The organism is Bradyrhizobium sp. 147 (genome assembly GCF_023073935.1).
Lineage (GTDB): Bacteria > Pseudomonadota > Alphaproteobacteria > Rhizobiales > Xanthobacteraceae > Bradyrhizobium.
Window position 1 is genome coordinate 17,870 of sequence record NZ_JADPKL010000143.1, and the last position, 23,629, is coordinate 41,498.

The following is a 23,629-nucleotide window of genomic DNA, read 5'->3' on the forward strand; positions in this document are numbered from 1 at the left end:
TCGTCGCGCGCATGGCGCAAACTAGTTTGAGGCCTCGAGCAGCGCGCGAAACGTGATCGCGGCGTGCCGCGTCTGCCCATCTGGATCGCGCATGTACTGGACGCTGGACAGCTCAAACACCGTGACGTTGAAGCCGTCGACCGTCAGCGCCTGGTCGTCGAGCGCGGCGATAACGGCCGCCGCGATCTGCTTGGTCTCGAAATAGCCGACCTTGCGGCTCCAAACGTCGACCTGCAGGAATATCTCGACGCCATCGATGCATTCCGCCTTGTCCGGCAACACCTGGCCGTCGCCGAGCGTCACCAGCGGATAGGTCGGCGCACCCGGCACCTGGTCATAAACGCGCTTGCCGACCGAGGCCGGCAGCACGCCGTCAGCGCGCAGCGCCTCGATCAGCGCATTCTGCAGCGGCAGGCTGGGATCGCTCATTGCTGCTCGATCTCCTCGACGATCTCGCCGGCGCCGGCGGCGACAATCGCGCGCGCCTGCACCTCCGGCACGCGGCGATAGGTTTCGCCGGCGCGATACTGGACAAACACGCGAGCAGCGGCACGGAACGAATAATCCCGATGCACGGCAACGGTTTTCACGCCGCAACCCCCGACTGACAGAGGAAATCGAGCCATTGCCTAGAGTCGTCAGGATCGACAGGACCGGACTTGATTTCCCAGATCGTGCCGTCCCGCATATCCTTGATCCGCCAATCCGTCGTCACCGCGCGCGTCGCGTTACTGCGCCTGACCGTGATCGTCGCGACCTTCTGTCCCTGCAGCCGCGCGGCGAGCACGGCCTCGCCGGCGAACCGGATCTGCACCTGGCCGCTGCACTCGAATTCAGGCGTATCCGAAAACTCGCCCTCTTCGTTGCCATACCCGTCGCTGACGACAGGCCGGCGAAAGAAGCCGAGCCGATGCCGCAGATCCCCCGCGCTGGTCATGCGCGCCGCCTAAAGGCGAACGTGCCGATATCCTCGCGGCCGAGATCGGTCTCGACCGAGTTCATCGCGGCCAGATCAAACCCACAGCCCTCAAACGTGCGGATCAAGCCCTCGCTGGTGAAATACCAGACATGCTCATCCTTGCGATAATGCTTGGATCTCAGCACGTGCTGCGCGTTGGTGAAGATCGGCACCGACACGAAAACCCAGGAGCTCACGCGATCGAGCAGCGCGGCGAAATCCGGAATGTGCTCGAGCACGTCCCAGAGCGCGATCGCCGGCACCTGGCCGCGATAGGGATCGATCCAGAGCGAACGCGCCTTGAGCCAGCCGATCGCGACCGGGTTGACGTCAAAGCCAAACGTATTCGGCCGGCCATCGCTCGCGGCGTTGCGGCGATCGATGAAGGCGCCCGACCCGATGCCGACGTCGACGACGGCGCCGGCAAAATGGCGGTTGACGAAATCGACCCGCGCCTGCATCAACGCGCGGCCGATCTCGGTTTCGGCCTGGCGCTGGTAGCGCTCGAAATAGGCGGCGTCATACGGCTCCGAACCGGCCTCGACCGGATAGAAGCCGATGCCGATCTCCGGCCACCAGGTCAGGCGGCGTTCGGCGCAAGCGTCGAAAAAGGAAGGCCGCGCCGCCGGCAGAACGCCGACCATTGCGCGGGAAGATCCTGAATCGTCTTGTCGCAGCGATGCAGCAAGCTGGTGCATTGGCAGAACTCCCGAGGTGTTGCGAAAGCGATCCGCGACAAATCCATGCGCGGATCCGTGATGACGTTCGGCGCGTTGTGGCCGCCGTGACCGCCGAGGATGACGAACGCGGCGCTCCCCAGCGCGATCGACGCCGGCACGATCCAGCCGACGCCGCCGACAACGACGTCAGCGGCGGCGACCAGGCCGAGCAGCTCGCGCACGGCGAACTCGCCCTTAAGGTGCGCCTGGTGATGCGGCGGCAGCTCGCCCTCGAGCCATTCGTGACCCGCGGCAAGATCCGCCGCGACGACGACGTGATGCGTCTGCATCAATTGCTGCGCGATCTCGGCGACATATTCCGGCCGCGGGTTGCGCGCTTCGTTGCGCCATTCGCCGCGCACCGTCACCGGCCGCACCAGCGCGATCGGCCGCTCGGCCGCGATCGGCGAGGCCGGCAGCGCCGGCAGATCCCAGACCGGCGCCGAAAGCCGCACGCCGACCGCCGCCACCTGGCGCTCGAGCGCCGCAACGATCGAACCGCGCGCGAGCTCGGCGTGACCATAGCCGAGCCGGATCTCACGGATCCCATGCGGCGGAGCCGACCACCGCGCCGGCGATTGCCGCGCCACGTTGCGCATTTGCGTGCGCAAGTTTCGCTTGGCGGCGACGAACCGCAGCGGCAGATCCTCGAATAGCTCCGGCCACGGCGTCTCGAGCCAGACGTCATATTTTGCGACGCAGGCGCGAATGATCGGCCTGGCGAAAATGTTATCGCCGAGCCCCCACTGACCGCGGATCAGCAGCGACGGTTTCATCCCGCCGCACCCGTCGCGATTTCGGCAGACACAACCGACAGCTTGACCGAGTGGTCGAGCACGATGACGCGGCCGCGCAATTCGGGATAGGCCTCGAACATTGCTTTGACCCGGCCGAGCGTCTCAGTCGAAAAGATGCCGTCGACCTGCACGGCGAGCAGATCGCCGGCGCCGAGCTTGATCCGCTTGACGTCCTCGATATCGATCATCAGCTAACTCCCTTCCGGCTCAGAGGTGATGACCTGACCGCCATCGCCCGATGCGATCGAGGCGCTCGCGCCATCGTTTGGGCCGCCGTTCGAGCCCCCGGTCATGCCCTCGATCGTGGCGCGCAACTCGCTGCCGTAGCGCTCGAGCTCGCCGACATGCGCCTTGGCCGAGGCGTGCGCCTCGTCGATTGCATCGAGCGCAGCGTCATAGCGCGCGCCGGTCTGCGCGATCGCCGCTTCGGTCTGCCTGGCGCGCGCCAGGCGGCCTTTCAGGCCGGCGAGCTCGATCGGCCGTTTGATCTGCATGTCGATACCCTCCAATAGACGCGGGTTGCGCTCGATCATCACCAGGCGCAGGCGCAGATGCGCGATCGCGACCAGCGCCTCGAGGCGATCCATCGTTAGGCCCGCGATTTCGCCCTGACCTTGATCATCACGGCCTGGCGCATGACGCGGCCGGCCGCCGTGGTGATACTGTTGACGATCAGATAGGACCGCCGATCGACGCCGGCCGACAGCCAGATCGTCGTCGACGTCGCGCTGCGCGACGACGCCTCGCCAAGGATCCCTGGCGGCACCGCGAATTGCGAGGCCGCGATCGCATCGCCCTCGAGCCGCTCCGTCCAATCAATCGCGAAGTCGAGCCGCTCGCCTGGCTGCTTGCTCGGCCAGCGCACGCCGCGGCCGTCCGCGCGCGCCGCGGCGCGCCGCGAGCTCGAGGCCGGCGCCGCGCTCATCAGCGATAGACCCGCAGCTGGCCGAGCAGAGCCTCGGCCGCAAGCGGAACGACCTTGAGCTCGGTCTCGGACGACGCCTCGCGGTTGCGATACCAGCTGGCCGCGATCATCAACACCGCCTGACGCGCGCGCGGCGGGAATTCGAGCTCCGGATCGTCACCGGCGCCAGTCATGTTCGGATCTTGGTCGAAACCGGCCTCGATCTCGATCTGCACCGCGTTGTAAGCGTCGGCTTTGAGCGCCGGCGAGGTGAAGCCGTCGAGAAAGCGGATCTCGGCCTGGCCGAGATCTGTCCGCTCCCAGCGATACAGATTCGCGGCGACAATCTGCACGGCACCGTCAGCGTCGAGATATTTGACAGTGACGTCGCGGACCGGAGTCAGCAGGATCTGAAGGCACCCCGACCACCACTCGCATCGATCGACGCGCCAGCTCGAGCGCCGCAGCGTCAGCGATGTCCTCTCGGCGACGAAATCGATCGCGGCGTCGAGGAAGATCTCGAGTTGCGGATCGTCGTCGGTAAAGTCGTTGGCATTGACGTGCTTTTTCAGCTCCTCGAGCTTCACAGGACGATCCTCGGCCTCGGCGACGACGTCGATCAATTTCAGCATTGCAGCGCCTCGGTCAAAGACATTTTCGGATAAGCCTTGAGCGCGGACACCGCGCTGGCATTGACGACGGAAACACCGAGCTCGGCGAGACGCGGCGCCTGGCCGTCAATGATGCAGCGCCACCTTGCGATGTTGGCGCCGTTTGGATTGTTGAGGCCGCGGCCGTGCTTGCCGTGCCAGTGAATGCCGAGATCGAGCCGCATGTCGAAACCGACCAGGATCAATTGCCGCGCGCCACACTGCACGGCGAGGTTGATCGCCTGAAAACCCGAATTGCCGCCGTCGCCGAGGATCCCCGGCTCGCCCATCAGGATCTCGTCGCGACCGGCAGCGATGCCGACCTGGCGCAAGCCCTTGAACGTAGCGCAGGCGCCGGCATCGTGCGTCAGCCTCAATCCTGCGAATTCCGCGAGCCCCTGTTGCGCCTTCCACCAGGCGCCGTCGCAGGCATAGGCGATGTCTGCGTCGGGACAGAGCCGCCAGCTGTTGTTGACGGCGACGACGCGGACGCCTCGAGCTCGGCCGGCGAGCTCGTCGCCGGCGCCGGCGGCGCTTGGTCCAGATCCGACGATGACGGCACATTCGCCGCGCCAGTCTGGAAGCTGGTCGGCGATGAAGTAGGGCGGCGCGCACCGTGCACCGCGGCGTCCCCTTGCACGTCCGAGACCAGGCCGCGCTGGATCAATTGCCGCGCATGCCAGTCGGTCAGATCGAGTACCTGGCCCACGCGGACCTTGCCCATGTCGTCGAGAAATTCGCGGGTTGCCTTCACCAGCATGTCACTCATCCAAGCCTAGAGGATCGCGAGCGGCACGCATGCCGCCCGCGCTGTCGAGATCATCGAGCTCAGACGTTGCCGAAATCGCCGTAGGTCAGCGCCAGCGGACGCTTGACCGCGAGCGCGAGCCGCTTTTCGGCGCGGACCGTGTACATGTTTTTGATAAAGTTATCCTGGTTCTCCGAGGAGACCGCGACCTCCGCATCCATCCGGTCATAGATGGTTGCGGCCATCTTGAACGCGCCGACCAGGAACTTGTCGACCGACATCGCCTGCGTGTCGACGATCGGCAGGCCCCACAGCGTCGGACCGGCGAGCGAACGCGGATTCGACCAGAGATAGCGATCCTGGCCGTCTTTCATGAGCTCGATCCGAGTCCAATCGGATGGATGCAGGATCATGCCATCGGCCGGAAACTCAGCGAGCGAGGCCTGCAGCATCGCCATCCGCAGCTGGTCGATCATGGTCGCGCCGGTCAGGACAAACGGCGCGGCATACGCGGTCGAGTTGGTGATCAGGCCCGAAAGATGCTGCCCCGCGCCCGATCCGGACAACAGCTCGGCTTCCTCGGCCAGGTCGAGACCATAGCGCAGCTCGCTGTCGATCTCGGTCTGCAGCTGCTGCGCGTCCTCGAGCGCCTGGCGCGACACGTTGATCCAGTGCGCGATGGTGCGCACCGCGACCTCGGTCGACGTCCAGACCAGGTCGGATTGCGGTTTGGTGCCGCCTTCCGTCACGACCGCCGCATTGTTGGTACGCGTGGTCTGCTTGGCATACTCGACCATATTGCTCGAGGTGCGACCCTGCGTCAGCAGCGCGCGCACGGTCAGGCGCCGACGTGCGAGCGAGACGATCTCCGGATCGCGGTCGGTCACGATCAGGCCACCAGCGGACGTCGAGAGCGACGTGATCGCCTGGTTAACCTGGATGACCTGCGTCCCCTTGGCGCCGCGCGCAACGTACTGTTTCAGATCGTCGTGAACCGAGATGACCTGGCCGGCCGTCTTGCTCTGCTCGCGCTGGCCCTGGCGCAGCGTGTCGGCGATCTTCTGCTCGATATCGCGATTGCGCGTCTCGAGCTCCTCGAGCTTCTGCGTCAGCTTGGTCTGCGCGTCGCCGAGCTGGCCGACCTGGCTGATCAGCTTGTCGGCAGACGCCTTGACCTCGGCCGACAGCGTGCCGCTGTCCTTGCTCTGCTTGAGCGCATCCTCGGCCGTGCGCTTGACGTCGCCGGAGATCCGCTCGAGCTGCGATTTGACCTCGGCGAGCAGCCTCTCGACCTCGGCCGGATTCGGCGCTTCGTTGCGGACCGCGCCGAGCACGGAGATCGGCCGCGAGCGCGCGAGCACCGCGTTGATACGGCCGGCCGGAACAAACTTATGGCGTAGCATGGTGATTAACCCCTGTTTTGCTGAGAAAGAGGGAGGCAAAACCCCTCAGATTGCCTTCATCCGTTGCAGCAGGTCGTGGACCTGGTCGACGACAGCGCTCGGCGTGTCGGTTGCAGCAGCGTCGCGCGTGCCGCCTTTCATCGCCGCGACAAGGTTGCGCCGCTCGGAACGCGGCACGCCTGCCCTGGCGAGGATCTCGTCAATTCGGAATTCGGCCTTGAGCGCCTGGCCGGCCGCCTGCTTGGCGGTCTCGGTCACGGCATCGGCCGGCAGGAAACCATCGGCGAAATTCTTATCGACCGCCTCGGTCCCGCCGATCCAGGTTTCGCGGTCGAGCATCTTTGCGATCGCCTTCGGCTCGAGGCCCGTGCGCGCGGCGTAGATGTCGACCGCGACCTGGTCAAACGGCTCGAGCCAGTCAGCGGCCTCGCGCAGCGCATTGCGATCGCCCATCGCAACGATCCAAGTGTTGTGGATCATCAGGAAGCCGGCGCGCGCGATCTGCACCTCGTCGCCGGCCATTGCGATGACCGAGGCCGCCGAGGCCGCGACGCCGAGGATCTTGACGGTCACCTTGGCGGGATGGTCGCGCAACAGATTGTAGATCGCCAGGCCTTCGAAATAGTCGCCGCCCGGCGAATTGATATTCACGACCACGTCACGCTTGCCGATGTTGCGCAGGATCGCCGAGATCCGCGAGGCCGTGACGCCGTTGCCCATCCAATCCTGGCCGATCACGTCGAGGATCGAGATCGTCGCCGGATCCTCGCCGCTGTCGGCGGCCTTCACTTCCGGCCGCCAGCGCTCGAGCGCCTTCGGCGTGATCACCGTGCGCAGGTCGCCGCGGACGTTGAAAGATGCTTTCGGCAGGTCGCGGTTGCTCATTGCTTCGCCTCGCTGTTGATTCCGAGCCATGCGAGCAGTGAAGCCCGCGCCTGGTTGGCGCCGCCGGCGTTCTGGCCGAGCTGCTCGAGCGGCACCAGGTTGGATTGTGCCGTCAGCTTGTCGCCGCCGGCGCGCGCCGGCAGGTTGAGCTTGCGACGGCCCTCGCTGCGATCCATCAGGCCGTTTTGCACCATCGTCGACAGGAACGACGCTTTCGCCGCCGCATCCATCTGCAGGAACGCCTCGCGGTTGAACTCGGCATAGATCCGGCGCTGCTCGCCTGGCGCGATCAGCTGCTTGCTGATGCGCCGCTCGATCCGCTCACAGATCGGATTGATGCCGAGCGCGAGCCAGGCCAGGAACGTCTGCTCGACGCCGGATCCGAACATGGTCTGACCTTCGGGCGCGTGACCGATGATGATCGGCGGCACGCCAACCCAACGGCAGATCTCCTCGATCGAAAACCGCTGCTGCTGCAGCAGCTCGGCGTCGACGGGATTGAGCTGCAGCTTTTCGAACTTGAGGCCAGCTTCAAGGATCATCATTTTGCCAGCCCGATCGGATCCGGCATAGGTCTGCATGATCTCATTGAGCTGCGCGCGCTGGTCCTTTTCGAGCACCTGCTCGGACGTCAGCAGGCCGGCCGCCTGCATCCCGTTGGAAAACAGCTTACCCGACGTCTCAAACGCCGCGAGCGCGGTCGAGAACGTCTGCACGCCGAACCGAATCGCCGATAGCCCGCTGTCACCGCCCCAACCGAACCCCTTGACGTGAAAAACCTTCTCGCGCGGCAGCGTGTAATCCTTGCCGCGATCCGAATATTTGTAAGTGAGAGCGTTGGTTTGCGGATCGCGGTAGGGATAGGCGTTCGGCAGGATATGGACCGCAGAGACCTTGCGGCCGATCGACGAAATTTCCGAACAAGCATTGCCATTGACCAGCAGCCAGGCGACGACCGACTCCCAATATTCCAGCGACGTCTGGTCGCTATTCGGACTGCCGACCAAGATCTCTGCGAGCGGATGATCCACTGAGATTGGACCGTCTTTGGTCTTTTCGAAGAATTGCAACGGCAAGGTCGAGACCGCCTGCGCGGTGACGCGCACGCAGGCCCAAAACGCGGCGAGCGACATGGCCGTGTCGACCGTGACTGTCTTTCCGGCGGCGCCGCGGTTGCCGAACACCCATGACCAGGCGCGACCATCTTCGAGTCGCAGGCGGCGTTCTTTCGCAATCTCGTCGCTGATCGATGAATAGACGCGGTAAACGCTCGCCGCCGCCTTGCCAGCGGTCCAGGAAACAATGCCCATTGATCAGACCACCATGACGGGATTTGCGAGGAAGGCGTCGAGGTTTTTGCGGCTGGATTGCGGATTCCAGCTCATCAGGATTCCAGCCTGAAGCAACGCGATCAACGGATCGATTTTCGCGCGGCCGGCAACCTGTTTCGTGATCATGTCAGCGTTGCCGCGCTGCTCGACCTTGGCATTGCCGACACACCAGCTCATGAGCGCCTGGTCAGCGTGCCAGAACGTGCCCTCGGCCAGCTTCATGTCGATTCCGTAGACCGCCGGCGCCAACGCTGGACCTTGCAGCAGCCGTCGGATCTGCTCGTCGGTCACGCCGGCGCCGAACAGGCTTTCGAACAGCGCGGCGGCCCGGTTCGGATCGACGCCGACCGCGTTCTCGGCCGGCAGCAGGCCGCTATTGACGATGCGCGCCGCGTAGCTTGCGAGATCGGCGTGCGCCTCGCCGATCGGCAGGATCTTGAACGACCCCTCGGTCGCGAAATCCTCGAGGTGACCGGCGATGTCCTTGCGGCGATCGAGCACTATCGGATCCGCCCAGCCATACGACCATGACAGCCAATGGCGCGTCTCTTTCTCGCGTCCGATGACCGAGAAGCCGAGCAAGTCGTCGCGGCCGCCGCCATCGGCGCCCATCGTCACGACTTCGCTGCGCTTAAGCAGCGTCTCGAGATCGAGTTTCTCGATGACCTGCTGATCCCAGAGATCGGCGCCGCTCCATCCGTCGTCGGTCGTGCCCGTGCCGATCTCGATATTGAGGTGCTGCGACGCCCAAACCTGCACGGCCTCGGCGCCCTTTTCGCGCTCGCTCGAGAACTCGGCGAGCATCGAGGCGACCGTGATCGGCCGGTTGATGTTCGGCATCACCATCGGCCACACGTCCGGATTCATCCAGCGCGGCTCGACGCCGGCGCGACGCTCCTCGCGCGTGAGCGTCGCGATCTCGCGCGGCAGCTCGTAGAGCAGCGGCAGCGTCGGGCGAATGATCTTTTCGCGATAGAGTCCATCCCGCACGTTGCGGACAAACTTCAACTCGCTCTTGAACGCGCCGGCCGGCGCCTCGTCGCTCTGTGTCGTGGTGATGACGAGAACGCCCTCCTCGGTTTTGTCGAGGCCGCCGCGGATCTGACGCAGCACGCGCGACGTATGGGCGCGCTTGCCGAGCAGATGCAGCTCGTCGAGCAGAACAAATACCAGCGCCATTGCCCCGGTCAAAATCTTGAGATCGAAACTTGCGATCATGATCTCGGATTTCGTGACGAGATCCTCGATCGTATTGTCATACTCGCGCGGCTTGAAGCGGCGGCGCAGATCCGGCGACTCCTCGATCATGCCGACCGCCTGCTCGAATGCGCGATTTGCGACGGCCTGCGTCTCGCCGATAAACAGCGCGGTCGCGCGCGGCCGGCGATTCATCAGCAGCGCGACCAGCATTAGCGCCGCGGAATAGGTCGTTTTCGAAGATCCCTTCGGCACCAGGGCGAAGAAGTCCCGGATCATCCTGACGCGGTTGTTCGGATCCCAGGATCCGAACACGGCGCGCACCAGATCGCGGAACCACTGGCCGGCGGCATCGCCGAGCCGCGGCGTGCCTTGGACGTCAGGCAGGCGGATTTCGTCGAAGAACGCCAGGCCCATGTCGGCCTCGTCAGCGAACAGCGGCAGATCCGGCAACAGCGACTTGCCCTCGCGCAGCCGCGTTTCCCAATCCGGGCATGAGGTATCCCAAGGGATCACGAGTTGAGACCCTGCTGCCGCCGCGCCATCAGCTCGCCGAGCGTCGAGCCCTGGTCCGGCGTGTGCGCCTCGATCACGGCGGCCTCTTTCTTTCCGACCTTCGGCGCCTTGGCCGGTTTGTCCGCGTCAGGCTTGCGCGGTTGCGGCGCGGTCTGGCCGTAGAGCATCAGGTCATTGCGCTCGATGAACTTCTGGAATTCCCGGATCGCCGAGACGTTGCCGGCGTTGACGCCCTCGAGCAGCTTGAGGCCGAGCTGCGCGACCAGGCGATCGCGCGCGACCTGCGCAAACTTGAGCTCGGAAAAATAATGCTTCCGCAGCGTCGGCGGCGTGACGTAAAGCGCGGCCGCGATCCGCGGCGCCGACCAGCCGAGCGCGACTAACAGGCTGACTCGATTCCGGTTTTGCTGTGTCGGCACATGTTCCGGCCGACCGCGCCCGCCCCAGTTGGACGGCACAGGATCACCAAACAGGTCGAAAACTTGCGCCATAACGAAAAAAAACCTGCGAATGCGAGAGGGGCCGGTCTCAGGCGCGAAAGCCTGGCGACTTTTGACCCGCCCTACCCCTTGCGATCGACCGAACGGATCAGCCCCTCGAGCGCGGTCGCGATACGCTCGAGGTTGAAGGCGGCGCGCGCGACGACGCCGGCAACGGCGGCCTGCGCCTCCGGATCCGGAACATCCTGATCCATTGCCTTGACCAATGCGGCCTTGATGTCTTGCTCAGTCATGATCGATCCTCTCAATCCCAGACGCCGCGCTGGTGCAGCGACGTCTGCTCGAGCTTCTGTTTCTCGGCGTCGTGGTACGCCTTCGATACCGTGTGAATGTTGGCAGGATCCCAGAACAGCGCAGCGTCGCCGCGATGCGGCTTGACGTGGTCGGCGACCGGGCTGTTGTCGGCGGGATAGACGCCGTCACAGAGCACGCCTGTTCGCTGGCACACATAGCCGTCGCGCAGATGGATCTGATCCTTGAGCCTGCGCCAGCGCGCCAGCTTGTACCACTGGCGCCAGGCCGGCTCGGCACGCTGCTGCTTGGTTTGCGGTCCCATCACAAAAGGAAGGCCGGCGCAGCGTCGCCGCTGGCCGGCCAGTCATAGGGAGGAAACGTCAAACAGCGGCAGAGCCAAGGAAACGCTACCGCTACCCCCAGACGCACAAAAGCCAGGCTCGAGGCCTGGCTTTGTTGGCTTGCGCTTCGCGCGTCCCCTTGACTCGGTATCACCGAGAAGGGATGCGCCGAAAGCCCTGTCCGCTTCCGCTTGCGCTATGCAGCGACCTTGGCCGCTGCTCTAGCTCGAGATCACTCTCCTCGATCGAGATCGGAGTGACGCGCCCGAATATGTTTATTCCAACAGTGAGTCGGCCTGTTGAGTCAAATCGTTCAACCTGGCCGCAGAAGTAAGCAAACGGCCCTGACGTCACCCGCACCAGCTCGCCGAGCGCAAACTTGCGCTCGCGCTTCGACTTCGGCGTGTTGCCGATCGCTTCGATATTGCGCAGGTCAATGACGTCCTGCCCCTTGAGAACGGGCACACACGGCCCGACGCGCATGACGTCGATCACGCCGTCGACAGCGTAGAACCGACCGAGCTTCACCTCGAAATCAGGCACCAGGATTGCGCCGCAGATCAACGGCGACCTGACCTGTTGCGTCAGGATCTTCTCATAGCCGCGGTTATAGCGCGACACGCTGCGCGTTTCGGTCTGCATCGGCAGCCAGGCCGAGATGTTCCTTTGTCGAAACGTGCGCATGACGTTGAGCTGCAGGTGCGGATGCACGCGCAGGATATACCAGCGCTCCGGATCGGCCGGCACCTCGCGCGGACCGTGCAGCTGCTCGAGATCGACATAGCCGACGATCTCGCCGCGCACGTGATCGCGTGGCCGCAATGGTTGATTCATGCGCATTCCCCCTCCTCGGTCGCCCAGGTGCCGTCGCGATGCGGCGGCCAGTCGGCCGGCACCCGCAGCACCATTTTTGATTTTCGTAATCGGAAATTCGGATGCAGCGCCGGCAGGTCGTGCACGGCCGGATTGTGATCCTCGACCCAGACCCGCTCGGCCTCGACCTCGACGCCCAGCCAGAGCGCCAAGCGATCGCGCCAGGCAGCAAACTGCGGCGTGCCGAGCTCGACCTGCAGCCAAGTCGCAGGATCGTCGCCGGCAAAGCGCCCCATCGCCGCCAGGTCTGGCTGATGCGGCTTGGTCGACCACAGGCCGCGACCGCGCTCGGCATCCTCGACCAGGCGCAGCGGCCGCTGTGCCATGCGGGCAGCGAGCTGCAGGCCGGCGAGCTCGTCGCCCTCGATCCAGCGACGCGCCGGCGGCGGATCCGGTAGTCGCGCGTTCGGAAACTCCTCGAAACGTTTCTGCCGGATCCATAGATGGAAATTCGGCATCGTGTCGCGCCGCAGCCGCTTCTGCAGCTCGACAAACGGCAGGATGGCCGCCCTGCAAAGCCGCTGCTTGTCCGGCTCGAGCTGGCGGAACTCGGCGAGCGCCAGGTCGCGCCGCATCGCCTGGTGACCTGGCCAGGCCTGCCACGCCGGCTCGAAATCCTCCGGTTCGCTTTCCTCGAGAGCCTCGCGGTCGCCCTCTCGTCCCCTGGAAGGGGATTTAGGGGAAGATTCAGGTTCAGGTTCAGAGATTAGCCCCTCTGCCGAGTCATAGGGCTGGCGTAGGGCTGGCGTAGGGCTAACCGTTTCGACAGGCTCATTTAGCCCTGTCTGCGGCATAGGGCTAACTTCACGTGAAACACCCTCAAAATCCCCCCTGGCGCCGGCCTCGATCACGTCAGGCTCGACGTCGATCATCAGACGGATCCGGTCGCTGATGCGCTTGCCCCTGCCGTCTTGATTGATTTTGCCGTACTCGTCTTTCCAGAGCGGAATGCGCGTGATCGCCCCGATCTCCTCAAGCCACACCAGACGGCTGCGCACGGTCTGCGCCGACAGCTCAGTGTCGTCAGCCAGCGTCGGGATCGACACAAAGCAATAGCCGTCGCCGTCGACATAGAGCGACAGCATCGCAAGCGTCAGCTTGGCGTGCGGATTGTTGAGTCGCAGGTTCCTCGCCCAGGCGTGCGCCTCGTCGGCGGCGACGCGTCGCGCGCGCCGTTTCACGGTCGTCATGGTCGAATGCTCTTAAAGTTTTGATTCAGTTGGACGCGGTAAGCAACACAACACAAAGGAGATCATCGCAGCCCGGTCAGCAGGATCATGACGATCCGGTCGGCCGAAAACCTCTCGATCGATCCGGTCTCGACCGCCTTGTCGAGCCGATCGATCCAGATCGAGGGAAACCGCCTCACGTGCACCAGCTGGCCGTCGTCGCCCATGTGCTGCGCAATCTCGAGCTCGCCGCACTCGGCGGCCTTGCTGACCAGGTCGGAAATGATGTCGGCCAGCTTGTCACCAAGCGGCCCGCCAGCGGCGAGCGTTGAGAGCACCAGGTCACACGGCATCGGCGAGCACCTCGACCGCCTCGCAGGCCGGCGTATTGCCGCCGATCTGGATCCTGGCGCTGCCGCGAAACCATTCCTTATAATGGTCCTGCCGTCCGTTCGGCTCGATCCGATGCCGCGACACGCAAACGATCTCGCAGCCGGCGCGCGTGCAGACCTTGCGCGAGTCCCCGTTTGGCGCCCGAACCTTTTCGCTCCACTTGTGGCGCGGCGTGCCCGTCATGCGCGCGCCCTGCGATTGCGGTCGAACTTCTCGCCCTCGGCGATGATCAGCGCGCCGGCGCGCACCAAGTCGCGGCGAAATCCCGCCGGCTTCCACCAATCCCGCGACCAAGGCCAGCGCGAGGGAATGTCGCTAAGCGACCGACCAGGCAAGCCGGCGCGATCGGCATAGCACCCGCCGGCGCGCGCGAGCTCGCCTGGCGCGTGCGCGTCGTCATGCTCAGTCGACCATCCTTCACCCTCGATCTGCCGAAACCGCTCGGCGATGACCGCTTGCATGAACGGCGACAGCGGCCGGCGAATGTGCAGCGCCTCGAATACGCGGCGCAGCGCAAACGACCGCGCGATCGAGACCACAGTCATGATCAGCGCGAACGTGATGTTTTGCTGCAGCGAGATCTGCACGCCGAGCAGCGGCAGGAAATAGATCTGCGCGGCAAGGCTGATGCCGAACCCGACGACGATATTGATGACACTCTCGACGAGTGACATGACCTTGCTTTGCTTCACGACGTTGCCCCTTGCTGCTGTTGAACGGATACCGGAGCGACCAGCTGCGCCAGGAACGCGCAGCCCTCATCGGTCACGATCACTTTCGAAATTCCACAATGCGCCAGGCCCTTGCCGACCAGGTGCCGCAGCATGCCGGGATCGACGCTTGCGCCGGCGGCGATCGCGAGTAGCGCGAGCTGCTCGGCCGCCTCGTCGTCGTCGACCGGCAGGCGCGTCTGCAGCTTGCCGTCGACCACGCTAGGCGCCGGTCGGTCGTCGACCTGCGCGAACAGATCCGGCTGCGGCGCACGATATGGCTCGGTCAGCGCGACCGGCGCCGGCGGCAATGCGGCCGCCTCGATCAACGCGCGCAGGCGCGCCTTGCCGGCCTCGCGCAGCTGCCACTGGCCGCCGCACTGATAGGCCATTTCACGCGCCTGCCAGTGCGCGCCGAGCACGGCCTGCATAGCCGCGCGCTTCGGATGGCAGAAATCGGAAAGAATGCGCAGCTGCTCGATCTCCTCGAGCTCGAGCGCGTCGAGCTCGCTAGGCGCCAGGAAATCGGAGCTCGACAGCTGGTCGACGATCGAGGCGTCAACGTCGTCATATGGCGCGCGATCGCCCGCGCTTTCCGCGAACTTATCCGCGACGGCCGCAGCAGGGCTGGCCCCGTTCTCAGTTGCTGCCGCAGCCGTCGCGGTCTCGCCGGCGTCGGAGGGCATTCCGGCGGCGAAACTTTGCTCGATCACTTCGCGCCAATGCGCGTCGACCGCCGCGTCGCACTCAAGGCCAAACGGCCTGGTCTCGCAGCGGAACGACCAGCCGCATTGGCAAGTCGCGACGTTGAAAGAAACACCGCCAGGATAATCGCGCGTCATCTTGACGACGTGCGCGGCCGCGATCGCCGGATGATCCCAAAGCCGTTCAGCCACGCGCGCGGCATGGGCGGCCTCGAAGGCCTCGCGGAGTCGCTCCTCCTCAGCGAGCTCGCGCTCGCGCGGATCCGGCGCCGGCGCCTCGACCTCGACGGCGGCAGCGCCGGCCTGGTTGCCGGCGGCAAGCCAGCCAGCCGGCAGCGGATGCTCGGCGTCGACGCGCGCGAACAGCTCGAGCACGGGCAGCGGCCGCCCCTCGGCATCGCAGCCGACCATTGTCGCGATCATGTGCCGGTAAAAGTCGGGCTTGCGCGAATGTTCGCGCGGCCGCTCGCGATGGTTGGATCCGAATTTTTCCGCGCCTGATGGTTTCGGCAGGCCCTGGCCGCGCTTGAATAGCAGCAGCAATTCATCCTGATCCCAGGCGATCAGCCCGGATCCGCTATCATCCGGGAAATCAGCATCTGTTTTCGTCCAGACAAAGCAGGTCGAATAGGAATCCATCCCAAGCGCCTGGCCGCAGGCCCAGGCCAGCGGCATGTCGACGCGCGCCTGCGTCACCTCGCCGGTCTCGGCGATCGTCACCTCGGTCTCGACCTCGACCAGCGCGAGCAGATGCGGCCGCGGGATCCACATGAACGCCCAGGCATCCGGCAGCAGCCGATCGCGCGCCTGGCGCAGATAGGCCAGGATCTCCGGCCAGGTCATGGTCGGATAATGGTTCTCATAGGCGCGATCGCCGATGCCGCCCTGACGGCGCCAGGGCGGATCGAGATAGACCGCAGGCACCATCGGCCCGGCCGGCAGCTCGGCCGATTGCGCCGACAGCACGGCCGCCACATTGCGGCGATGCGCCCGCCCCTTCTCCTCGGCGCCGACCTTGAGCAGATCCATTGCGATACGGCCCTTGCCGGACCGCATCAGCTCGGCGTGCTGCTCGGTTAGCGCCTCGAATTCCTCTGCCGGCAGCTCGGCGAGCTTCTGCGCCTGCGACGAAAAGCGATGCGTGACGCCGAGATCGCGCAGCGTGATTTCCGGCAGCTCGTCGGCGGAAACCTCTGACAAATCGTCAGAGGTTTTTTCCGATCGAGGCCGGCCGCCGCGCGCGACTTTTCCGGCCGCGTGCTGCTCGGCCATCATTTCGCCAAACCGTCGCTGCGCGCGAAAACGGATCTGCGCCGCCTGGATCTCGAGCGTCTTGTCGCCGGCGATCTTGGCCGCGTGCCGCATCGCCTCGGCCCGATTATGGATCGCCATCACCTCGTCGACGGCGACCGCCTCGGCCAGAGCGCGCCGCGCGGCCTCATATCGGACCAGCTCAGTCAAAAGGGATCTCCTCGACCAGGTCGGCCGCCGGAAGCGACGCGACGAGCTCGGCGACGATCGCCTCGAGGCTCGGCGCCTCGCCGCGCACGCGGCGGTTAATGTTGTTGTCGCGTTTGGTCGACCAGCGCCGGTTGGCGCGGCGATTGTCGAGCGTCTGACCGTTGATATGATCGACCAGGTGCGCCGCCATGTAATCGGCATCGCGCGGATCGTTGCGGATCTGCAGCTCGCGATGCATGCGCACCGTGTCGCGCCGCTCGCCCGTGTTGCGCTTGGCATAGAGCTGCCAATGCTTGCGGCCGTCGTGCCAGACGTTCCAGGACCATTGCGACAGCCACTCGAAATCATCGGCGTCGACCAGCGTCCAGATCGGCGCGTGCGACGACAGCCAGATCCGCCGCCAAGGCGTGCGCGACAGGTCGAGGAGATCCGCCTCGAAATCGACCGCGCGAGCGCCGGCGATGTTGACGGGCGCCTGCATCATTCGTCCGTGCCCTCGTCGTCATTGTCATCGGACGCAGTCGGCTTGGACTTAGGCACCAGCTCGAGCACAACGGCGCTTGGCCGCACCAGGCCGCGCCCCGTTTTTTCAGGCTTCGGTTTCGGCGGCACGTAAACCTCGGCATAGGCCTTGCCGGTCTCATCCCGCCAGATCCGCATCGGATCGCCGCCAACGTTGGCGATGATTTCACCGAACATCGGCACCAGCTTTTGAAACGCCTCGATCACCTGGTCGCGCGCCAGGCCGTCGCCGGCGAGCGCCGCGACCGCTGCAGCGAGCGGATTTTCTGGGATCATGCCGATCGCATGCATGTACTGCTCGAGGATCGCATCCTCTTGCTGCACGACGGATGGATCCTCGTCGCGGCGTTTCACGATCTTGCGGATCGCCTTCGGATCGAAACCGCTTGCCTTTGCCTCGGCGAGAATGGCGCGGATTTCGTCGCCGAGCTCGCGCCGTTCCTGCGCGACTCTTTCGACGCGCTCGATATAGCTTTTGAGATCGGCCGCGGCGGCCTTGGCTAGCGACGTCATCGCACCGCCTCAAAACTGGCGCCGGCGTACATCACGCGGGTTTTGCGATAGCAGAGCTCGCCCTCGATCGCCTGGCGGCGCAGCACAAAGGCCTCGCCTTCCCAGAAGATCACCCGCGGCGCGCCCTCGGCCGTGTCGATCGCGACCACGCCGCGCGCGATCATGTGATCGCCGCCCTCGAGCAGCCGGACAGCTTGCGCCATGATCATCGCCGGAACCTTTCGCGAATGATGCGCCAGGCCTCGCCGCGCTCGCCCTCGAGCGGCCAGGTGATGACGATCAGAGCGACGCCGGTCCCGATCAGAGCGGATCCGAGCATCGCCAGGTCGGGCAGGTCGAGCTCGCGCAAGAGATCCAGCATCACAGATCCCCGTTCTGCAGCGCCGCCAGGCGCGCTGCGGTTTCCCGCTGCTGGTCGAGCAGCTGCGAAATTTCCATCTGGCGGTTGAGCTTTTTGCGCCACGGCTCGGCGCATGACCGGGTCAAGGCCTTCCAAACGACGTCGCCGATCCGGCTATTGAGCAGCGCGGCGAGCGCCTCGCCGTCCGGCGCGCCGCGCGGCGGCGTCGCGACCCAATCCTCGCAAACCCTGGTTGAGCGATTCGCGATAAGTGCGAGCTCGGCCGCGAGTTTTTGCTTAAAAACCTTGCGCAGCTCGACCAGGACCGGCGCAAACCACCGATGATCCCTTCGGGATTTGCCGAGGATTTCCTCGGCGTCCGATTTTGCCTTCCCGTTCCCGCCGCGATAGGTCGGTTTCGTCATGTGGAACCTTTTGCAATCAGCCGTTGGCCGGCTCGTCCATGCGCCAGAGCCGCGGCTCGGCGCGCAGGCCGAGCGCGTCGAGCGCGGTCGTCATCACGAGGAAGGTCGTCGAGGAGAAGTTGCCGGCGGTGCGCCAGTTGGCGACGTTCTGGCGCGATCGCCCGGTCAGCCGCACGACCGCCATCGGCCCGCCGAGCGCCTCGATCACGGCGTCGACAGTGTCCAAAAGTGGCGGCTCAGCGGCGTTCCGAATCATTTCCATGCCGCCGAATATACACGCAGCATGTACAAAACAACCCGTCATCAGCGCATTGATTGAGCACTATGCAGGGTTTTGCGATAGTTCCGGGCATGAAAGACGCCAAAATCCCGGTCACCGAGGCCGAAAAACTGGCCGATCGGCTGAAACGGACGCGCGAGGCGTTCGGCCTCACTCAGGCCGATTGGTGCCGCCTGGTCGGGATCGAACCGCAGGCCTGGTCAAACTACGAAATGGGCCGCAACCGGATCTCGATCGACCAGGCGCTCAAGGTTTGCGCGGCGACCGGCATCACAACCGACTGGATTTACCGCGGCCTGATGACCTCCGGCCTGCCGACCGAGGTGCAGCTCAAATTACAGCGCAAGCGGCGCTAGGCCGCCCGTCGCAGCAACAGGCGCAGCGGCCGCTGCACTGCCCGCAGGGACGCCGCCCGCAGCGGTTCGCGCTGCGCCTGTATCCACGGTACGGCGATTGCCGCAATGATTGACATGGCGAGACCGATAAACTCATAGGTTGTCGGTAGATCGAGATCCCAGGCCGGCGGGATCACTGCCCAATTCGTCAGCACGAAGGCGCCAAGCGCGCTACAGACGGCCGCACCCCGCCCGAACAACAGGCCGATCACCGTCACCGCGAGCAGGTTGGCTCCAATCGCGCCGTAGCCGGTCAGGCGCAGCGCAACCGCGCCGGATCCGGCGGCGAGCGCCAAAATCCCCACGCAGCACAGCAACACCGCGACCCGCGACAGCGCCGCCGACGCCGAAACCGCCTCGACAGGCTGCGGCCGCCGCCACAGCCGGCGCGCCCGTGCCCGCGCCGAATGCCGCTCGATCAGGAACTCGTCGAGGCACTCCGACGTCAGCTCGAGCACACGGCGCGCATCCGCCACCGAGGCCGGCAGCTGCAGCGCGAGCTGTACCGCCAGCCGCCTCAATTCGTCGGTTTGTTCCGGTTCCCGCAGCATTTCCACTTTTACCCGCTCCATTTTTGTACATGCAGCATGTATTTTCTTTAGGTTTTGTACATGATGCGTGTATATCTTTTGAGTCACACCGGGAGACTCGCCGCATGACCCTCGACCGCCCTGATCAATTGTTAAGTTTAACAGCATCCGCCTCATCCCCAGCTTTGACAAGTCGCAAATCGGAAGGCTTTCAGCCGCAAGCTGCGCCTTGCTCGCGCATGGTTAACGATGCCGCAGCGCGGATCTATGCCGCCTGGCAACCGCACGTTGGCCACGCCGAGGCGCTGCACGAGGCGCGCGTATTTGCTGGCCGGTTTCACGTTCTGGTCGACGCCCCGCTGGCGCCGGTTGCCGACGATGCCTCGCTCGACGCGACGCTCGCGGCCGTCAGCGCCGCCATGAACATTCTCGACAACGCTGCCGAGGCGCTCTGAGCATGCGCAGCCGTCTCAAGACCTACGATTTCCACGTCATCGCGCTGCTTAAGCTCGGCCCGCTCGATCGCCGCCCGCGCGGCTGGCGCTTTGGCCTGCGGCGCATTCCCGACCACGTCGTCGACCGCCTGGTCGCGGCCGGCCGTGCCCAGATCGCCGGCAACCAGGTGCACCTAGCCGAACGCGAGCAGCGACCATGACCCGGCCCCTGCCCGCCGATCCGCTCGAGCTGCGCCAGGCGCTCGAGGCCGCCTTTGCCGGCCGCGCCACCATCGGCGTGCCCGAGCTCGCCGCCCTCATCCCCTTGCACCGCGAGACGATCGCGCGGCATGTTGCGGCCGGCAACCTGGTCGGCCGGCTCAAAGGCCTCGGCCGCGCCAGGCGGCACCGGGTTTTCACCATTGCCGACGTCACCCGGTTTCTGCAGCGCCTTAGCGAGCCCGAACCATGTCCCTCTTTCGTATCAAGCGCTCCCCGTTCTGGCATTACGACTTCAAGATCGACGGTTATCGATTTCATGGCTCGACCAAACTACGGGATGCGGATGCAGCCGCCAAATTCGAGCAAGCGCGCAAAGAAGCCGCACAAGCCGACGTCGACCGGATCCGCGCCGCCGGCGCCGAGCCGCTAACGCTCAAGGCCGCCTGCGATCGCTGGTGGAGCACGCACGGCTCGACCCTGGCCGACAGCAAGATCAAATCCGCGCTCGACCGCTTGGTCGAGATCATCGGCGCCAGGACGTATCTGCACGACATCAATGACGACGTCGTCTCGCGCATGGTCGCCGAGCGCAGCAAAGACGTTCGCCGGGATTCCGTCGACGACAAGGGCCGCCAGCTGTATCGGCCAGTCACGCCGACCACGGTCAATCGCACCATCGACCTGCTGCGACGCGTCGTGCGGCGCGCGCGCGACAACTGGAACGCGGCGCTGATCCGCGAGCCGGTCTGGAAAAAGCACAGGCTCAAGGAAATCAAGCGGCCCGTGCGCGAGATCTCGGCGAGCGAGGAAACCGCGCTCGACCAGGTGGAAGATCTCGACTTCGCCGAGCTGCGCCGATTTGCGATCATCACCGGCCTGCGCCGCGCAAACCTCCTGCTGACCTGGTCGCAGGTCGATTTCGAGCTCGGCGTGATCCGCGTCATCACCAAGGGCGGCGTGCCGCGCGTGCTGCCGCTGTCGGCCGAGGCCTATGCGATCCTATGGAAGCGCCGCGGCCATCACCCGCAATTCGTCTTCACCTACAAGGCCAAGCGGACCTGGAAAGGCCGCAGCCGGCAAGGCCGCCAGCTCGGCGACCTGGTCAAAGGCGAGCGCTATCCGATCACCTATCAAGGCTTAGGATCGAACAAGCGGAAATGGAAAAAGGCCGGCGTCGACGCGCGCATTCACGACCTGCGCCACACCACCGGAATGCGCACGCTGCGCAAAACCGGCAACCTGCGCGTGGTGCAAAAAATCCTCGGCCATACCGATATCGCGATCACGGCAAAATTTTACACCGACGCGACGGTCGAGGACATGCGTGCGGCGATGGAAGCGACCGCGCCGCGCCAGGTCGAGCAGCCCGAACCCAAGGCGATCGAGAAGAAAGGCGAATAGGCGATGATCATTGCACACATTGAAGGCGCGACGCGGATCTGCGGCAAGGCGCAAGGCTATCGCGGCCTGCCGCTGCGCGACGAAGTGATCAACGACGCGGTCAACGGCGAAGGCACACCGGCGATGGTGACGGCCTGGCAGCCGACGCCGGAGGAGCTCGCCGCGCTCAATGCCGGCGCCAGCGTTCACGTGCGGATCCTCGGCACGAAGCCGCCGCCCATGATGGTCGGCGTCGGCCCCGCGCCAGAGCCGGCTGCAGCACCCGCCCAAGATGCTCTAGCCGCCAGGATTGATGATGCAACCGACGTTATCGTGCGGGATTATTCCGGCGGGAAATATTCTGCTCTACCGCCTTGCCTGACAAATGACGAGCGATCGATGATCGTGCGCGCCCTGCGCTCGCTGAAATGACCGACCTGAAACTGCGCTCGATCGGCCGGCGCGATTATTCCGTCCTCGAGGGCAAGCAGCGCATCGGCCGGATCCGCTACGCGAGCGAGCGCACGCCCGGCGTCTGGATCTGGAACGTCGTCGTGCATATTCCCGGCCCGCCGATCGGCACGTCGCCGGATCTCGAGGCGGCAAAGGCCGACTTCAAAACGGCCTGGCTCGCGTTCAAGGCGCGCCAGACGCCGGAGGCGCTCGCAAAAGCTTACAAGGCCATGAACCTGAGAGAGGACGGAGAATGACGCACAACCTGCCAGCAGCAGCGCTATCGGTCCGCCAGCCGTGGGCATGGGCGATCATTTTCGCCAGCAAGGATATCGAGAACCGCAGCCAGGCCGCGATCCAGCACGGCATGCGCTGCCAGCGCATCGCGATCCACGCCGCCAAAGGCATGACGCAGAGCGAATACGACGACGCCGCCCGGTTCATGCTCGAGGATATCGGCATCAGATGCCCGCCGGCGGCAGAGCTCGCGCGCGGCGGCATCATTGGCAGCGTCGACGTCGTCGCCATCGTGCGCGAGAGCGACAGCCCCTGGTTTTTCGGACCGCGCGGCCTGGTGCTGCGCAACCCGGCGCCGTGCGCGTTCATTCCAGCGGTCGGCGCGCTCGGTTATTTCGCCTGGCGCGAGGCCGACCCTTCGATCGTGCCGCCGCCGGCGCGATGGATGCAACCGACGCCGGCGGCGCAGCGATCGCTGCTTTAAGAAAGGATCCCCGACCATGCCACAGATCCGCGAAGGCGATGAAGCGCCGAAGATCCCGACGACCGGCAGCGGCGTACGGCCGAGCGCGCAAGAGCAGCTCGATTTCCTCGTGACCGAGGCGCGCAAGGCGCTGCAGGTTTTCGCGCGCCTGCCGCTGCAGGACTATTTTCGCCGACACCAGGAAGGCGACGACCTGGCGCTGGCGATCGAGCAGGCCAGCGAGCATATCGCCAGCGCCTTGCACGTTCTCGGCAAACCGTCGCGCTGAAAGGATCCCCGATCGATGACGATACAGACCAAGCCGCCGCAGGAACGGTTCAAGGCCGGCGACATCGTGCGCTATGGCGACGGCGTCAGCGCCCTATTCCGCTACACCGGCACGCACAATTGCGATCGCCTCTATGGCGTGCACGTGCTCGGCGGCATCCACAGCGCCTGCGACATGATGTTTTATGATCTGCGGCCGGCCTCGGCCGAGGATCTCGCCTTTTGCCGCCTGTATCGGCCCGAATGGTTTGACTGAAAGGATCCCCCACAGATGAAAACCGCTCACCAAGCGATCGTCGACGTGCTGGCGCCAGGCGCGCTCGGCGAGCATCCCGGCGGCGCCGAGCTCGTCGCCGACGAGATCCTCTGGGCGCTCGAGCTCGCCGGCTATGCCCTCGAGCTGCGGCCGCAGCCTTGCGTGATCGACGGCGAGATCGTGCTCGAGCAAAGCGAGACGCTTGACGGCCGCCTGGCGCAGACCGTGCAGCTACCGGACGGCTCCGAGACCGTGCGCCTGGTCGGCGAGTCCCGAAAAAATTCCCGAACTCTGCGCGTGCCGATTGGCAAGTATTTGGACGGCCGCAAGAATTCCGGCCCTGGCTAAAAGCTTTCTACTCCGCGGGTTGCAGGTTCGAGTCCTGCCGGGATCGCCAA

The 23,629-nt window shown here is 65.2% G+C and carries 41 protein-coding genes; 10 read left to right on the forward strand and 31 right to left on the reverse strand.

All coding sequences use genetic code 11. The features are described from left to right. Positions 1-21: 21 nt before the first annotated feature. The 30 genes from IVA87_RS34365 to IVA87_RS34510 form a co-directional block, all read right to left on the reverse strand. Entirely contained in the window at positions 22-429 is a 408-nt protein-coding gene (locus tag IVA87_RS34365) for a DUF3168 domain-containing protein (protein WP_247337487.1), read from the reverse strand. Beyond that, positions 426-590, reverse strand: coding sequence for a hypothetical protein (locus IVA87_RS34370; RefSeq protein WP_247337489.1), 165 nt, complete (start codon positions 588-590; stop codon positions 426-428). The genes IVA87_RS34365 and IVA87_RS34370 overlap by 4 nt, the downstream gene beginning before the upstream one ends. Then, positions 587-937, reverse strand: a complete 351-nt coding sequence (locus tag IVA87_RS34375) for a head-tail adaptor protein (protein ID WP_247337491.1) — start codon at positions 935-937, stop codon at positions 587-589. Before IVA87_RS34375 ends, IVA87_RS34370 begins: the two co-directional genes overlap by 4 nt. Further along, positions 934-1,602: a methyltransferase domain-containing protein gene (locus IVA87_RS34380; RefSeq protein WP_247337493.1), complete on the reverse strand. Its 669-nt coding sequence runs from the start codon at positions 1,600-1,602 to the stop codon at positions 934-936. The genes IVA87_RS34375 and IVA87_RS34380 overlap by 4 nt, the downstream gene beginning before the upstream one ends. Next, positions 1,539-2,453, reverse strand: a complete 915-nt coding sequence (locus tag IVA87_RS34385) for a hypothetical protein (RefSeq protein ID WP_247337495.1) — start codon at positions 2,451-2,453, stop codon at positions 1,539-1,541. Before IVA87_RS34385 ends, IVA87_RS34380 begins: the two co-directional genes overlap by 64 nt. Beyond that, entirely contained in the window at positions 2,450-2,662 is a 213-nt protein-coding gene (locus tag IVA87_RS34390; protein ID WP_247337496.1) for a hypothetical protein, read from the reverse strand. Before IVA87_RS34390 ends, IVA87_RS34385 begins: the two co-directional genes overlap by 4 nt. A 3-nt stretch (positions 2,663-2,665) precedes the next feature. Further along, a complete protein-coding gene (locus tag IVA87_RS34395; protein ID WP_247337498.1) occupies positions 2,666-3,061 on the reverse strand; it encodes a hypothetical protein in 396 nt (131 codons plus the stop codon). Positions 3,062-3,063: 2 nt separating this feature from the next. Further along, entirely contained in the window at positions 3,064-3,399 is a 336-nt protein-coding gene (locus tag IVA87_RS34400) for a hypothetical protein (protein ID WP_247337500.1), read from the reverse strand. Next, on the reverse strand, positions 3,399-4,010 hold the full coding sequence (locus IVA87_RS34405) for a head-tail connector protein (protein ID WP_247337502.1): 612 nt from the start codon (positions 4,008-4,010) through the stop codon (positions 3,399-3,401). Before IVA87_RS34405 ends, IVA87_RS34400 begins: the two co-directional genes overlap by 1 nt. Then, the gene (locus IVA87_RS34410; protein ID WP_247337504.1) at positions 4,004-4,405 is read right to left on the reverse strand and encodes a hypothetical protein; all 402 of its coding nucleotides are present in this window, start codon (positions 4,403-4,405) and stop codon (positions 4,004-4,006) included. Before IVA87_RS34410 ends, IVA87_RS34405 begins: the two co-directional genes overlap by 7 nt. Beyond that, positions 4,402-4,788 (reverse strand): hypothetical protein, encoded by a 387-nt coding sequence (locus IVA87_RS34415; RefSeq protein ID WP_247337506.1) that lies wholly within the window; start codon positions 4,786-4,788, stop codon positions 4,402-4,404. Before IVA87_RS34415 ends, IVA87_RS34410 begins: the two co-directional genes overlap by 4 nt. Positions 4,789-4,856: 68 nt before the next feature. Continuing rightward, positions 4,857-6,179: a phage major capsid protein gene (locus IVA87_RS34420; RefSeq protein WP_247337508.1), complete on the reverse strand. Its 1,323-nt coding sequence runs from the start codon at positions 6,177-6,179 to the stop codon at positions 4,857-4,859. Between the two features lie 45 nt (positions 6,180-6,224). Beyond that, complete coding sequence (locus IVA87_RS34425) at positions 6,225-7,064, reverse strand: head maturation protease, ClpP-related (protein WP_247337510.1); 840 nt, start codon at positions 7,062-7,064, stop codon at positions 6,225-6,227. After that, on the reverse strand, positions 7,061-8,374 hold the full coding sequence (locus tag IVA87_RS34430; protein WP_247337512.1) for a phage portal protein: 1,314 nt from the start codon (positions 8,372-8,374) through the stop codon (positions 7,061-7,063). The genes IVA87_RS34425 and IVA87_RS34430 overlap by 4 nt, the downstream gene beginning before the upstream one ends. A gap of 3 nt (positions 8,375-8,377) precedes the next feature. After that, the gene (locus IVA87_RS34435; protein WP_247337514.1) at positions 8,378-10,108 is read right to left on the reverse strand and encodes a terminase large subunit; all 1,731 of its coding nucleotides are present in this window, start codon (positions 10,106-10,108) and stop codon (positions 8,378-8,380) included. Continuing rightward, positions 10,105-10,527 carry a hypothetical protein gene (locus IVA87_RS34440; protein WP_247337515.1) on the reverse strand — a complete coding sequence of 141 codons (423 nt, stop codon included), beginning with the start codon at positions 10,525-10,527 and terminating at the stop codon, positions 10,105-10,107. The genes IVA87_RS34435 and IVA87_RS34440 overlap by 4 nt, the downstream gene beginning before the upstream one ends. Before the next feature lie 143 nt (positions 10,528-10,670). Continuing rightward, positions 10,671-10,841: a hypothetical protein gene (locus IVA87_RS34445; protein WP_247337517.1), complete on the reverse strand. Its 171-nt coding sequence runs from the start codon at positions 10,839-10,841 to the stop codon at positions 10,671-10,673. Between the two features lie 11 nt (positions 10,842-10,852). Further along, complete coding sequence (locus IVA87_RS34450; protein ID WP_247337558.1) at positions 10,853-11,164, reverse strand: HNH endonuclease; 312 nt, start codon at positions 11,162-11,164, stop codon at positions 10,853-10,855. A 169-nt stretch (positions 11,165-11,333) separates the two neighbouring features. After that, on the reverse strand, positions 11,334-12,017 hold the full coding sequence (locus tag IVA87_RS34455) for a transcription termination/antitermination NusG family protein (protein WP_247337519.1): 684 nt from the start codon (positions 12,015-12,017) through the stop codon (positions 11,334-11,336). Beyond that, on the reverse strand, positions 12,014-13,246 hold the full coding sequence (locus IVA87_RS34460; RefSeq protein WP_256466531.1) for a helix-turn-helix domain-containing protein: 1,233 nt from the start codon (positions 13,244-13,246) through the stop codon (positions 12,014-12,016). The genes IVA87_RS34455 and IVA87_RS34460 overlap by 4 nt, the downstream gene beginning before the upstream one ends. Positions 13,247-13,308: 62 nt before the next feature. Then, entirely contained in the window at positions 13,309-13,578 is a 270-nt protein-coding gene (locus IVA87_RS34465) for an ABC transporter substrate-binding protein (RefSeq protein WP_247337522.1), read from the reverse strand. Continuing rightward, on the reverse strand, positions 13,568-13,801 hold the full coding sequence (locus IVA87_RS34470; RefSeq protein ID WP_247337524.1) for a cytochrome C: 234 nt from the start codon (positions 13,799-13,801) through the stop codon (positions 13,568-13,570). Before IVA87_RS34470 ends, IVA87_RS34465 begins: the two co-directional genes overlap by 11 nt. Further along, positions 13,798-14,310: a hypothetical protein gene (locus IVA87_RS34475; protein ID WP_247337526.1), complete on the reverse strand. Its 513-nt coding sequence runs from the start codon at positions 14,308-14,310 to the stop codon at positions 13,798-13,800. Before IVA87_RS34475 ends, IVA87_RS34470 begins: the two co-directional genes overlap by 4 nt. Then, positions 14,307-16,493 (reverse strand): S-adenosylmethionine-binding domain-containing protein, encoded by a 2,187-nt coding sequence (locus tag IVA87_RS34480; protein ID WP_247337528.1) that lies wholly within the window; start codon positions 16,491-16,493, stop codon positions 14,307-14,309. The genes IVA87_RS34475 and IVA87_RS34480 overlap by 4 nt, the downstream gene beginning before the upstream one ends. After that, positions 16,486-16,977 carry an HNH endonuclease gene (locus tag IVA87_RS34485; RefSeq protein ID WP_247337530.1) on the reverse strand — a complete coding sequence of 164 codons (492 nt, stop codon included), beginning with the start codon at positions 16,975-16,977 and terminating at the stop codon, positions 16,486-16,488. Before IVA87_RS34485 ends, IVA87_RS34480 begins: the two co-directional genes overlap by 8 nt. Further along, the gene (locus tag IVA87_RS34490) at positions 16,974-17,528 is read right to left on the reverse strand and encodes a DUF2312 domain-containing protein (protein ID WP_247337531.1); all 555 of its coding nucleotides are present in this window, start codon (positions 17,526-17,528) and stop codon (positions 16,974-16,976) included. Before IVA87_RS34490 ends, IVA87_RS34485 begins: the two co-directional genes overlap by 4 nt. Next, entirely contained in the window at positions 17,525-17,731 is a 207-nt protein-coding gene (locus IVA87_RS34495) for a hypothetical protein (protein ID WP_247337533.1), read from the reverse strand. The genes IVA87_RS34490 and IVA87_RS34495 overlap by 4 nt, the downstream gene beginning before the upstream one ends. A 2-nt stretch (positions 17,732-17,733) precedes the next feature. Next, the gene (locus IVA87_RS34500) at positions 17,734-17,889 is read right to left on the reverse strand and encodes a hypothetical protein (RefSeq protein ID WP_247337535.1); all 156 of its coding nucleotides are present in this window, start codon (positions 17,887-17,889) and stop codon (positions 17,734-17,736) included. Further along, positions 17,889-18,293, reverse strand: coding sequence for a hypothetical protein (locus IVA87_RS34505; RefSeq protein ID WP_247337537.1), 405 nt, complete (start codon positions 18,291-18,293; stop codon positions 17,889-17,891). Before IVA87_RS34505 ends, IVA87_RS34500 begins: the two co-directional genes overlap by 1 nt. A gap of 16 nt (positions 18,294-18,309) precedes the next feature. Further along, complete coding sequence (locus IVA87_RS34510) at positions 18,310-18,519, reverse strand: hypothetical protein (protein ID WP_247337539.1); 210 nt, start codon at positions 18,517-18,519, stop codon at positions 18,310-18,312. A gap of 125 nt (positions 18,520-18,644) precedes the next feature. Between IVA87_RS34510 and IVA87_RS34515 the strand changes: the two genes are divergently transcribed. Continuing rightward, positions 18,645-18,929, forward strand: coding sequence for a helix-turn-helix transcriptional regulator (locus IVA87_RS34515; RefSeq protein WP_247337540.1), 285 nt, complete (start codon positions 18,645-18,647; stop codon positions 18,927-18,929). Here the strand turns inward: IVA87_RS34515 and IVA87_RS34520 are convergent. Then, a complete protein-coding gene (locus IVA87_RS34520) occupies positions 18,926-19,540 on the reverse strand; it encodes a DUF4118 domain-containing protein (protein ID WP_247337541.1) in 615 nt (204 codons plus the stop codon). The genes IVA87_RS34515 and IVA87_RS34520 overlap by 4 nt on opposite strands. An 83-nt stretch (positions 19,541-19,623) precedes the next feature. Between IVA87_RS34520 and IVA87_RS34525 the strand changes: the two genes are divergently transcribed. The 9 genes from IVA87_RS34525 to IVA87_RS34565 all read left to right on the forward strand — a co-directional run bounded on the left by IVA87_RS34525 (position 19,624) and on the right by IVA87_RS34565 (position 23,579). Continuing rightward, positions 19,624-19,953, forward strand: a complete 330-nt coding sequence (locus IVA87_RS34525) for a hypothetical protein (RefSeq protein WP_247337543.1) — start codon at positions 19,624-19,626, stop codon at positions 19,951-19,953. A 2-nt stretch (positions 19,954-19,955) separates the two neighbouring features. Beyond that, positions 19,956-20,153: a hypothetical protein gene (locus IVA87_RS34530; protein ID WP_247337544.1), complete on the forward strand. Its 198-nt coding sequence runs from the start codon at positions 19,956-19,958 to the stop codon at positions 20,151-20,153. A 247-nt stretch (positions 20,154-20,400) separates the two neighbouring features. Beyond that, positions 20,401-21,555, forward strand: coding sequence for a site-specific integrase (locus IVA87_RS34535; protein WP_247337545.1), 1,155 nt, complete (start codon positions 20,401-20,403; stop codon positions 21,553-21,555). A gap of 3 nt (positions 21,556-21,558) precedes the next feature. Then, the gene (locus IVA87_RS34540; protein ID WP_247337547.1) at positions 21,559-21,966 is read left to right on the forward strand and encodes a hypothetical protein; all 408 of its coding nucleotides are present in this window, start codon (positions 21,559-21,561) and stop codon (positions 21,964-21,966) included. Then, complete coding sequence (locus IVA87_RS34545) at positions 21,963-22,244, forward strand: hypothetical protein (RefSeq protein ID WP_247337549.1); 282 nt, start codon at positions 21,963-21,965, stop codon at positions 22,242-22,244. The genes IVA87_RS34540 and IVA87_RS34545 overlap by 4 nt, the downstream gene beginning before the upstream one ends. Beyond that, a complete protein-coding gene (locus tag IVA87_RS34550) occupies positions 22,241-22,708 on the forward strand; it encodes a hypothetical protein (RefSeq protein ID WP_247337551.1) in 468 nt (155 codons plus the stop codon). The genes IVA87_RS34545 and IVA87_RS34550 overlap by 4 nt, the downstream gene beginning before the upstream one ends. 16 nt (positions 22,709-22,724) lie before the next feature. Continuing rightward, the gene (locus IVA87_RS34555) at positions 22,725-22,976 is read left to right on the forward strand and encodes a hypothetical protein (protein ID WP_247337552.1); all 252 of its coding nucleotides are present in this window, start codon (positions 22,725-22,727) and stop codon (positions 22,974-22,976) included. Between the two features lie 15 nt (positions 22,977-22,991). After that, on the forward strand, positions 22,992-23,231 hold the full coding sequence (locus IVA87_RS34560) for a hypothetical protein (protein ID WP_247337554.1): 240 nt from the start codon (positions 22,992-22,994) through the stop codon (positions 23,229-23,231). A 15-nt stretch (positions 23,232-23,246) separates the two neighbouring features. Next, a complete protein-coding gene (locus tag IVA87_RS34565; protein ID WP_247337556.1) occupies positions 23,247-23,579 on the forward strand; it encodes a hypothetical protein in 333 nt (110 codons plus the stop codon). Positions 23,580-23,629: the final 50 nt, after the last annotated feature.

Bases quoted from the DNA above. Each gene is read 5' to 3' on its own strand.
- IVA87_RS34365 (WP_247337487.1), bottom strand. From the start codon at position 429: ATGAGCGATCCCAGCCTGCCGCTGCAGAATGCGCTGATCGAGGCGCTG.
- IVA87_RS34375 (WP_247337491.1), bottom strand. From the start codon at position 937: ATGACCAGCGCGGGGGATCTGCGGCATCGGCTCGGCTTCTTTCGCCGG.
- IVA87_RS34380 (WP_247337493.1), bottom strand. From the start codon at position 1,602: ATGGTCGGCGTTCTGCCGGCGGCGCGGCCTTCCTTTTTCGACGCTTGC.
- IVA87_RS34385 (WP_247337495.1), bottom strand. From the start codon at position 2,453: ATGAAACCGTCGCTGCTGATCCGCGGTCAGTGGGGGCTCGGCGATAAC.
- IVA87_RS34390 (WP_247337496.1), bottom strand. From the start codon at position 2,662: ATGATCGATATCGAGGACGTCAAGCGGATCAAGCTCGGCGCCGGCGAT.
- IVA87_RS34395 (WP_247337498.1), bottom strand. From the start codon at position 3,061: ATGGATCGCCTCGAGGCGCTGGTCGCGATCGCGCATCTGCGCCTGCGC.
- IVA87_RS34400 (WP_247337500.1), bottom strand. From the start codon at position 3,399: ATGAGCGCGGCGCCGGCCTCGAGCTCGCGGCGCGCCGCGGCGCGCGCG.
- IVA87_RS34405 (WP_247337502.1), bottom strand. From the start codon at position 4,010: ATGCTGAAATTGATCGACGTCGTCGCCGAGGCCGAGGATCGTCCTGTG.
- IVA87_RS34415 (WP_247337506.1), bottom strand. From the start codon at position 4,788: ATGCTGGTGAAGGCAACCCGCGAATTTCTCGACGACATGGGCAAGGTC.
- IVA87_RS34420 (WP_247337508.1), bottom strand. From the start codon at position 6,179: ATGCTACGCCATAAGTTTGTTCCGGCCGGCCGTATCAACGCGGTGCTC.
- IVA87_RS34425 (WP_247337510.1), bottom strand. From the start codon at position 7,064: ATGAGCAACCGCGACCTGCCGAAAGCATCTTTCAACGTCCGCGGCGAC.
- IVA87_RS34430 (WP_247337512.1), bottom strand. From the start codon at position 8,374: ATGGGCATTGTTTCCTGGACCGCTGGCAAGGCGGCGGCGAGCGTTTAC.
- IVA87_RS34445 (WP_247337517.1), bottom strand. From the start codon at position 10,841: ATGACTGAGCAAGACATCAAGGCCGCATTGGTCAAGGCAATGGATCAG.
- IVA87_RS34450 (WP_247337558.1), bottom strand. From the start codon at position 11,164: ATGGGACCGCAAACCAAGCAGCAGCGTGCCGAGCCGGCCTGGCGCCAG.
- IVA87_RS34455 (WP_247337519.1), bottom strand. From the start codon at position 12,017: ATGAATCAACCATTGCGGCCACGCGATCACGTGCGCGGCGAGATCGTC.
- IVA87_RS34460 (WP_256466531.1), bottom strand. From the start codon at position 13,246: ATGACGACCGTGAAACGGCGCGCGCGACGCGTCGCCGCCGACGAGGCG.
- IVA87_RS34465 (WP_247337522.1), bottom strand. From the start codon at position 13,578: ATGCCGTGTGACCTGGTGCTCTCAACGCTCGCCGCTGGCGGGCCGCTT.
- IVA87_RS34470 (WP_247337524.1), bottom strand. From the start codon at position 13,801: ATGACGGGCACGCCGCGCCACAAGTGGAGCGAAAAGGTTCGGGCGCCA.
- IVA87_RS34485 (WP_247337530.1), bottom strand. From the start codon at position 16,977: ATGATGCAGGCGCCCGTCAACATCGCCGGCGCTCGCGCGGTCGATTTC.
- IVA87_RS34490 (WP_247337531.1), bottom strand. From the start codon at position 17,528: ATGACGTCGCTAGCCAAGGCCGCCGCGGCCGATCTCAAAAGCTATATC.
- IVA87_RS34495 (WP_247337533.1), bottom strand. From the start codon at position 17,731: ATGGCGCAAGCTGTCCGGCTGCTCGAGGGCGGCGATCACATGATCGCG.
- IVA87_RS34500 (WP_247337535.1), bottom strand. From the start codon at position 17,889: ATGCTGGATCTCTTGCGCGAGCTCGACCTGCCCGACCTGGCGATGCTC.
- IVA87_RS34505 (WP_247337537.1), bottom strand. From the start codon at position 18,293: ATGACGAAACCGACCTATCGCGGCGGGAACGGGAAGGCAAAATCGGAC.
- IVA87_RS34515 (WP_247337540.1), top strand. From the start codon at position 18,645: ATGAAAGACGCCAAAATCCCGGTCACCGAGGCCGAAAAACTGGCCGAT.
- IVA87_RS34520 (WP_247337541.1), bottom strand. From the start codon at position 19,540: ATGGAGCGGGTAAAAGTGGAAATGCTGCGGGAACCGGAACAAACCGAC.
- IVA87_RS34525 (WP_247337543.1), top strand. From the start codon at position 19,624: ATGACCCTCGACCGCCCTGATCAATTGTTAAGTTTAACAGCATCCGCC.
- IVA87_RS34530 (WP_247337544.1), top strand. From the start codon at position 19,956: ATGCGCAGCCGTCTCAAGACCTACGATTTCCACGTCATCGCGCTGCTT.
- IVA87_RS34535 (WP_247337545.1), top strand. From the start codon at position 20,401: ATGTCCCTCTTTCGTATCAAGCGCTCCCCGTTCTGGCATTACGACTTC.
- IVA87_RS34540 (WP_247337547.1), top strand. From the start codon at position 21,559: ATGATCATTGCACACATTGAAGGCGCGACGCGGATCTGCGGCAAGGCG.
- IVA87_RS34545 (WP_247337549.1), top strand. From the start codon at position 21,963: ATGACCGACCTGAAACTGCGCTCGATCGGCCGGCGCGATTATTCCGTC.
- IVA87_RS34550 (WP_247337551.1), top strand. From the start codon at position 22,241: ATGACGCACAACCTGCCAGCAGCAGCGCTATCGGTCCGCCAGCCGTGG.
- IVA87_RS34555 (WP_247337552.1), top strand. From the start codon at position 22,725: ATGCCACAGATCCGCGAAGGCGATGAAGCGCCGAAGATCCCGACGACC.
- IVA87_RS34560 (WP_247337554.1), top strand. From the start codon at position 22,992: ATGACGATACAGACCAAGCCGCCGCAGGAACGGTTCAAGGCCGGCGAC.
- IVA87_RS34565 (WP_247337556.1), top strand. From the start codon at position 23,247: ATGAAAACCGCTCACCAAGCGATCGTCGACGTGCTGGCGCCAGGCGCG.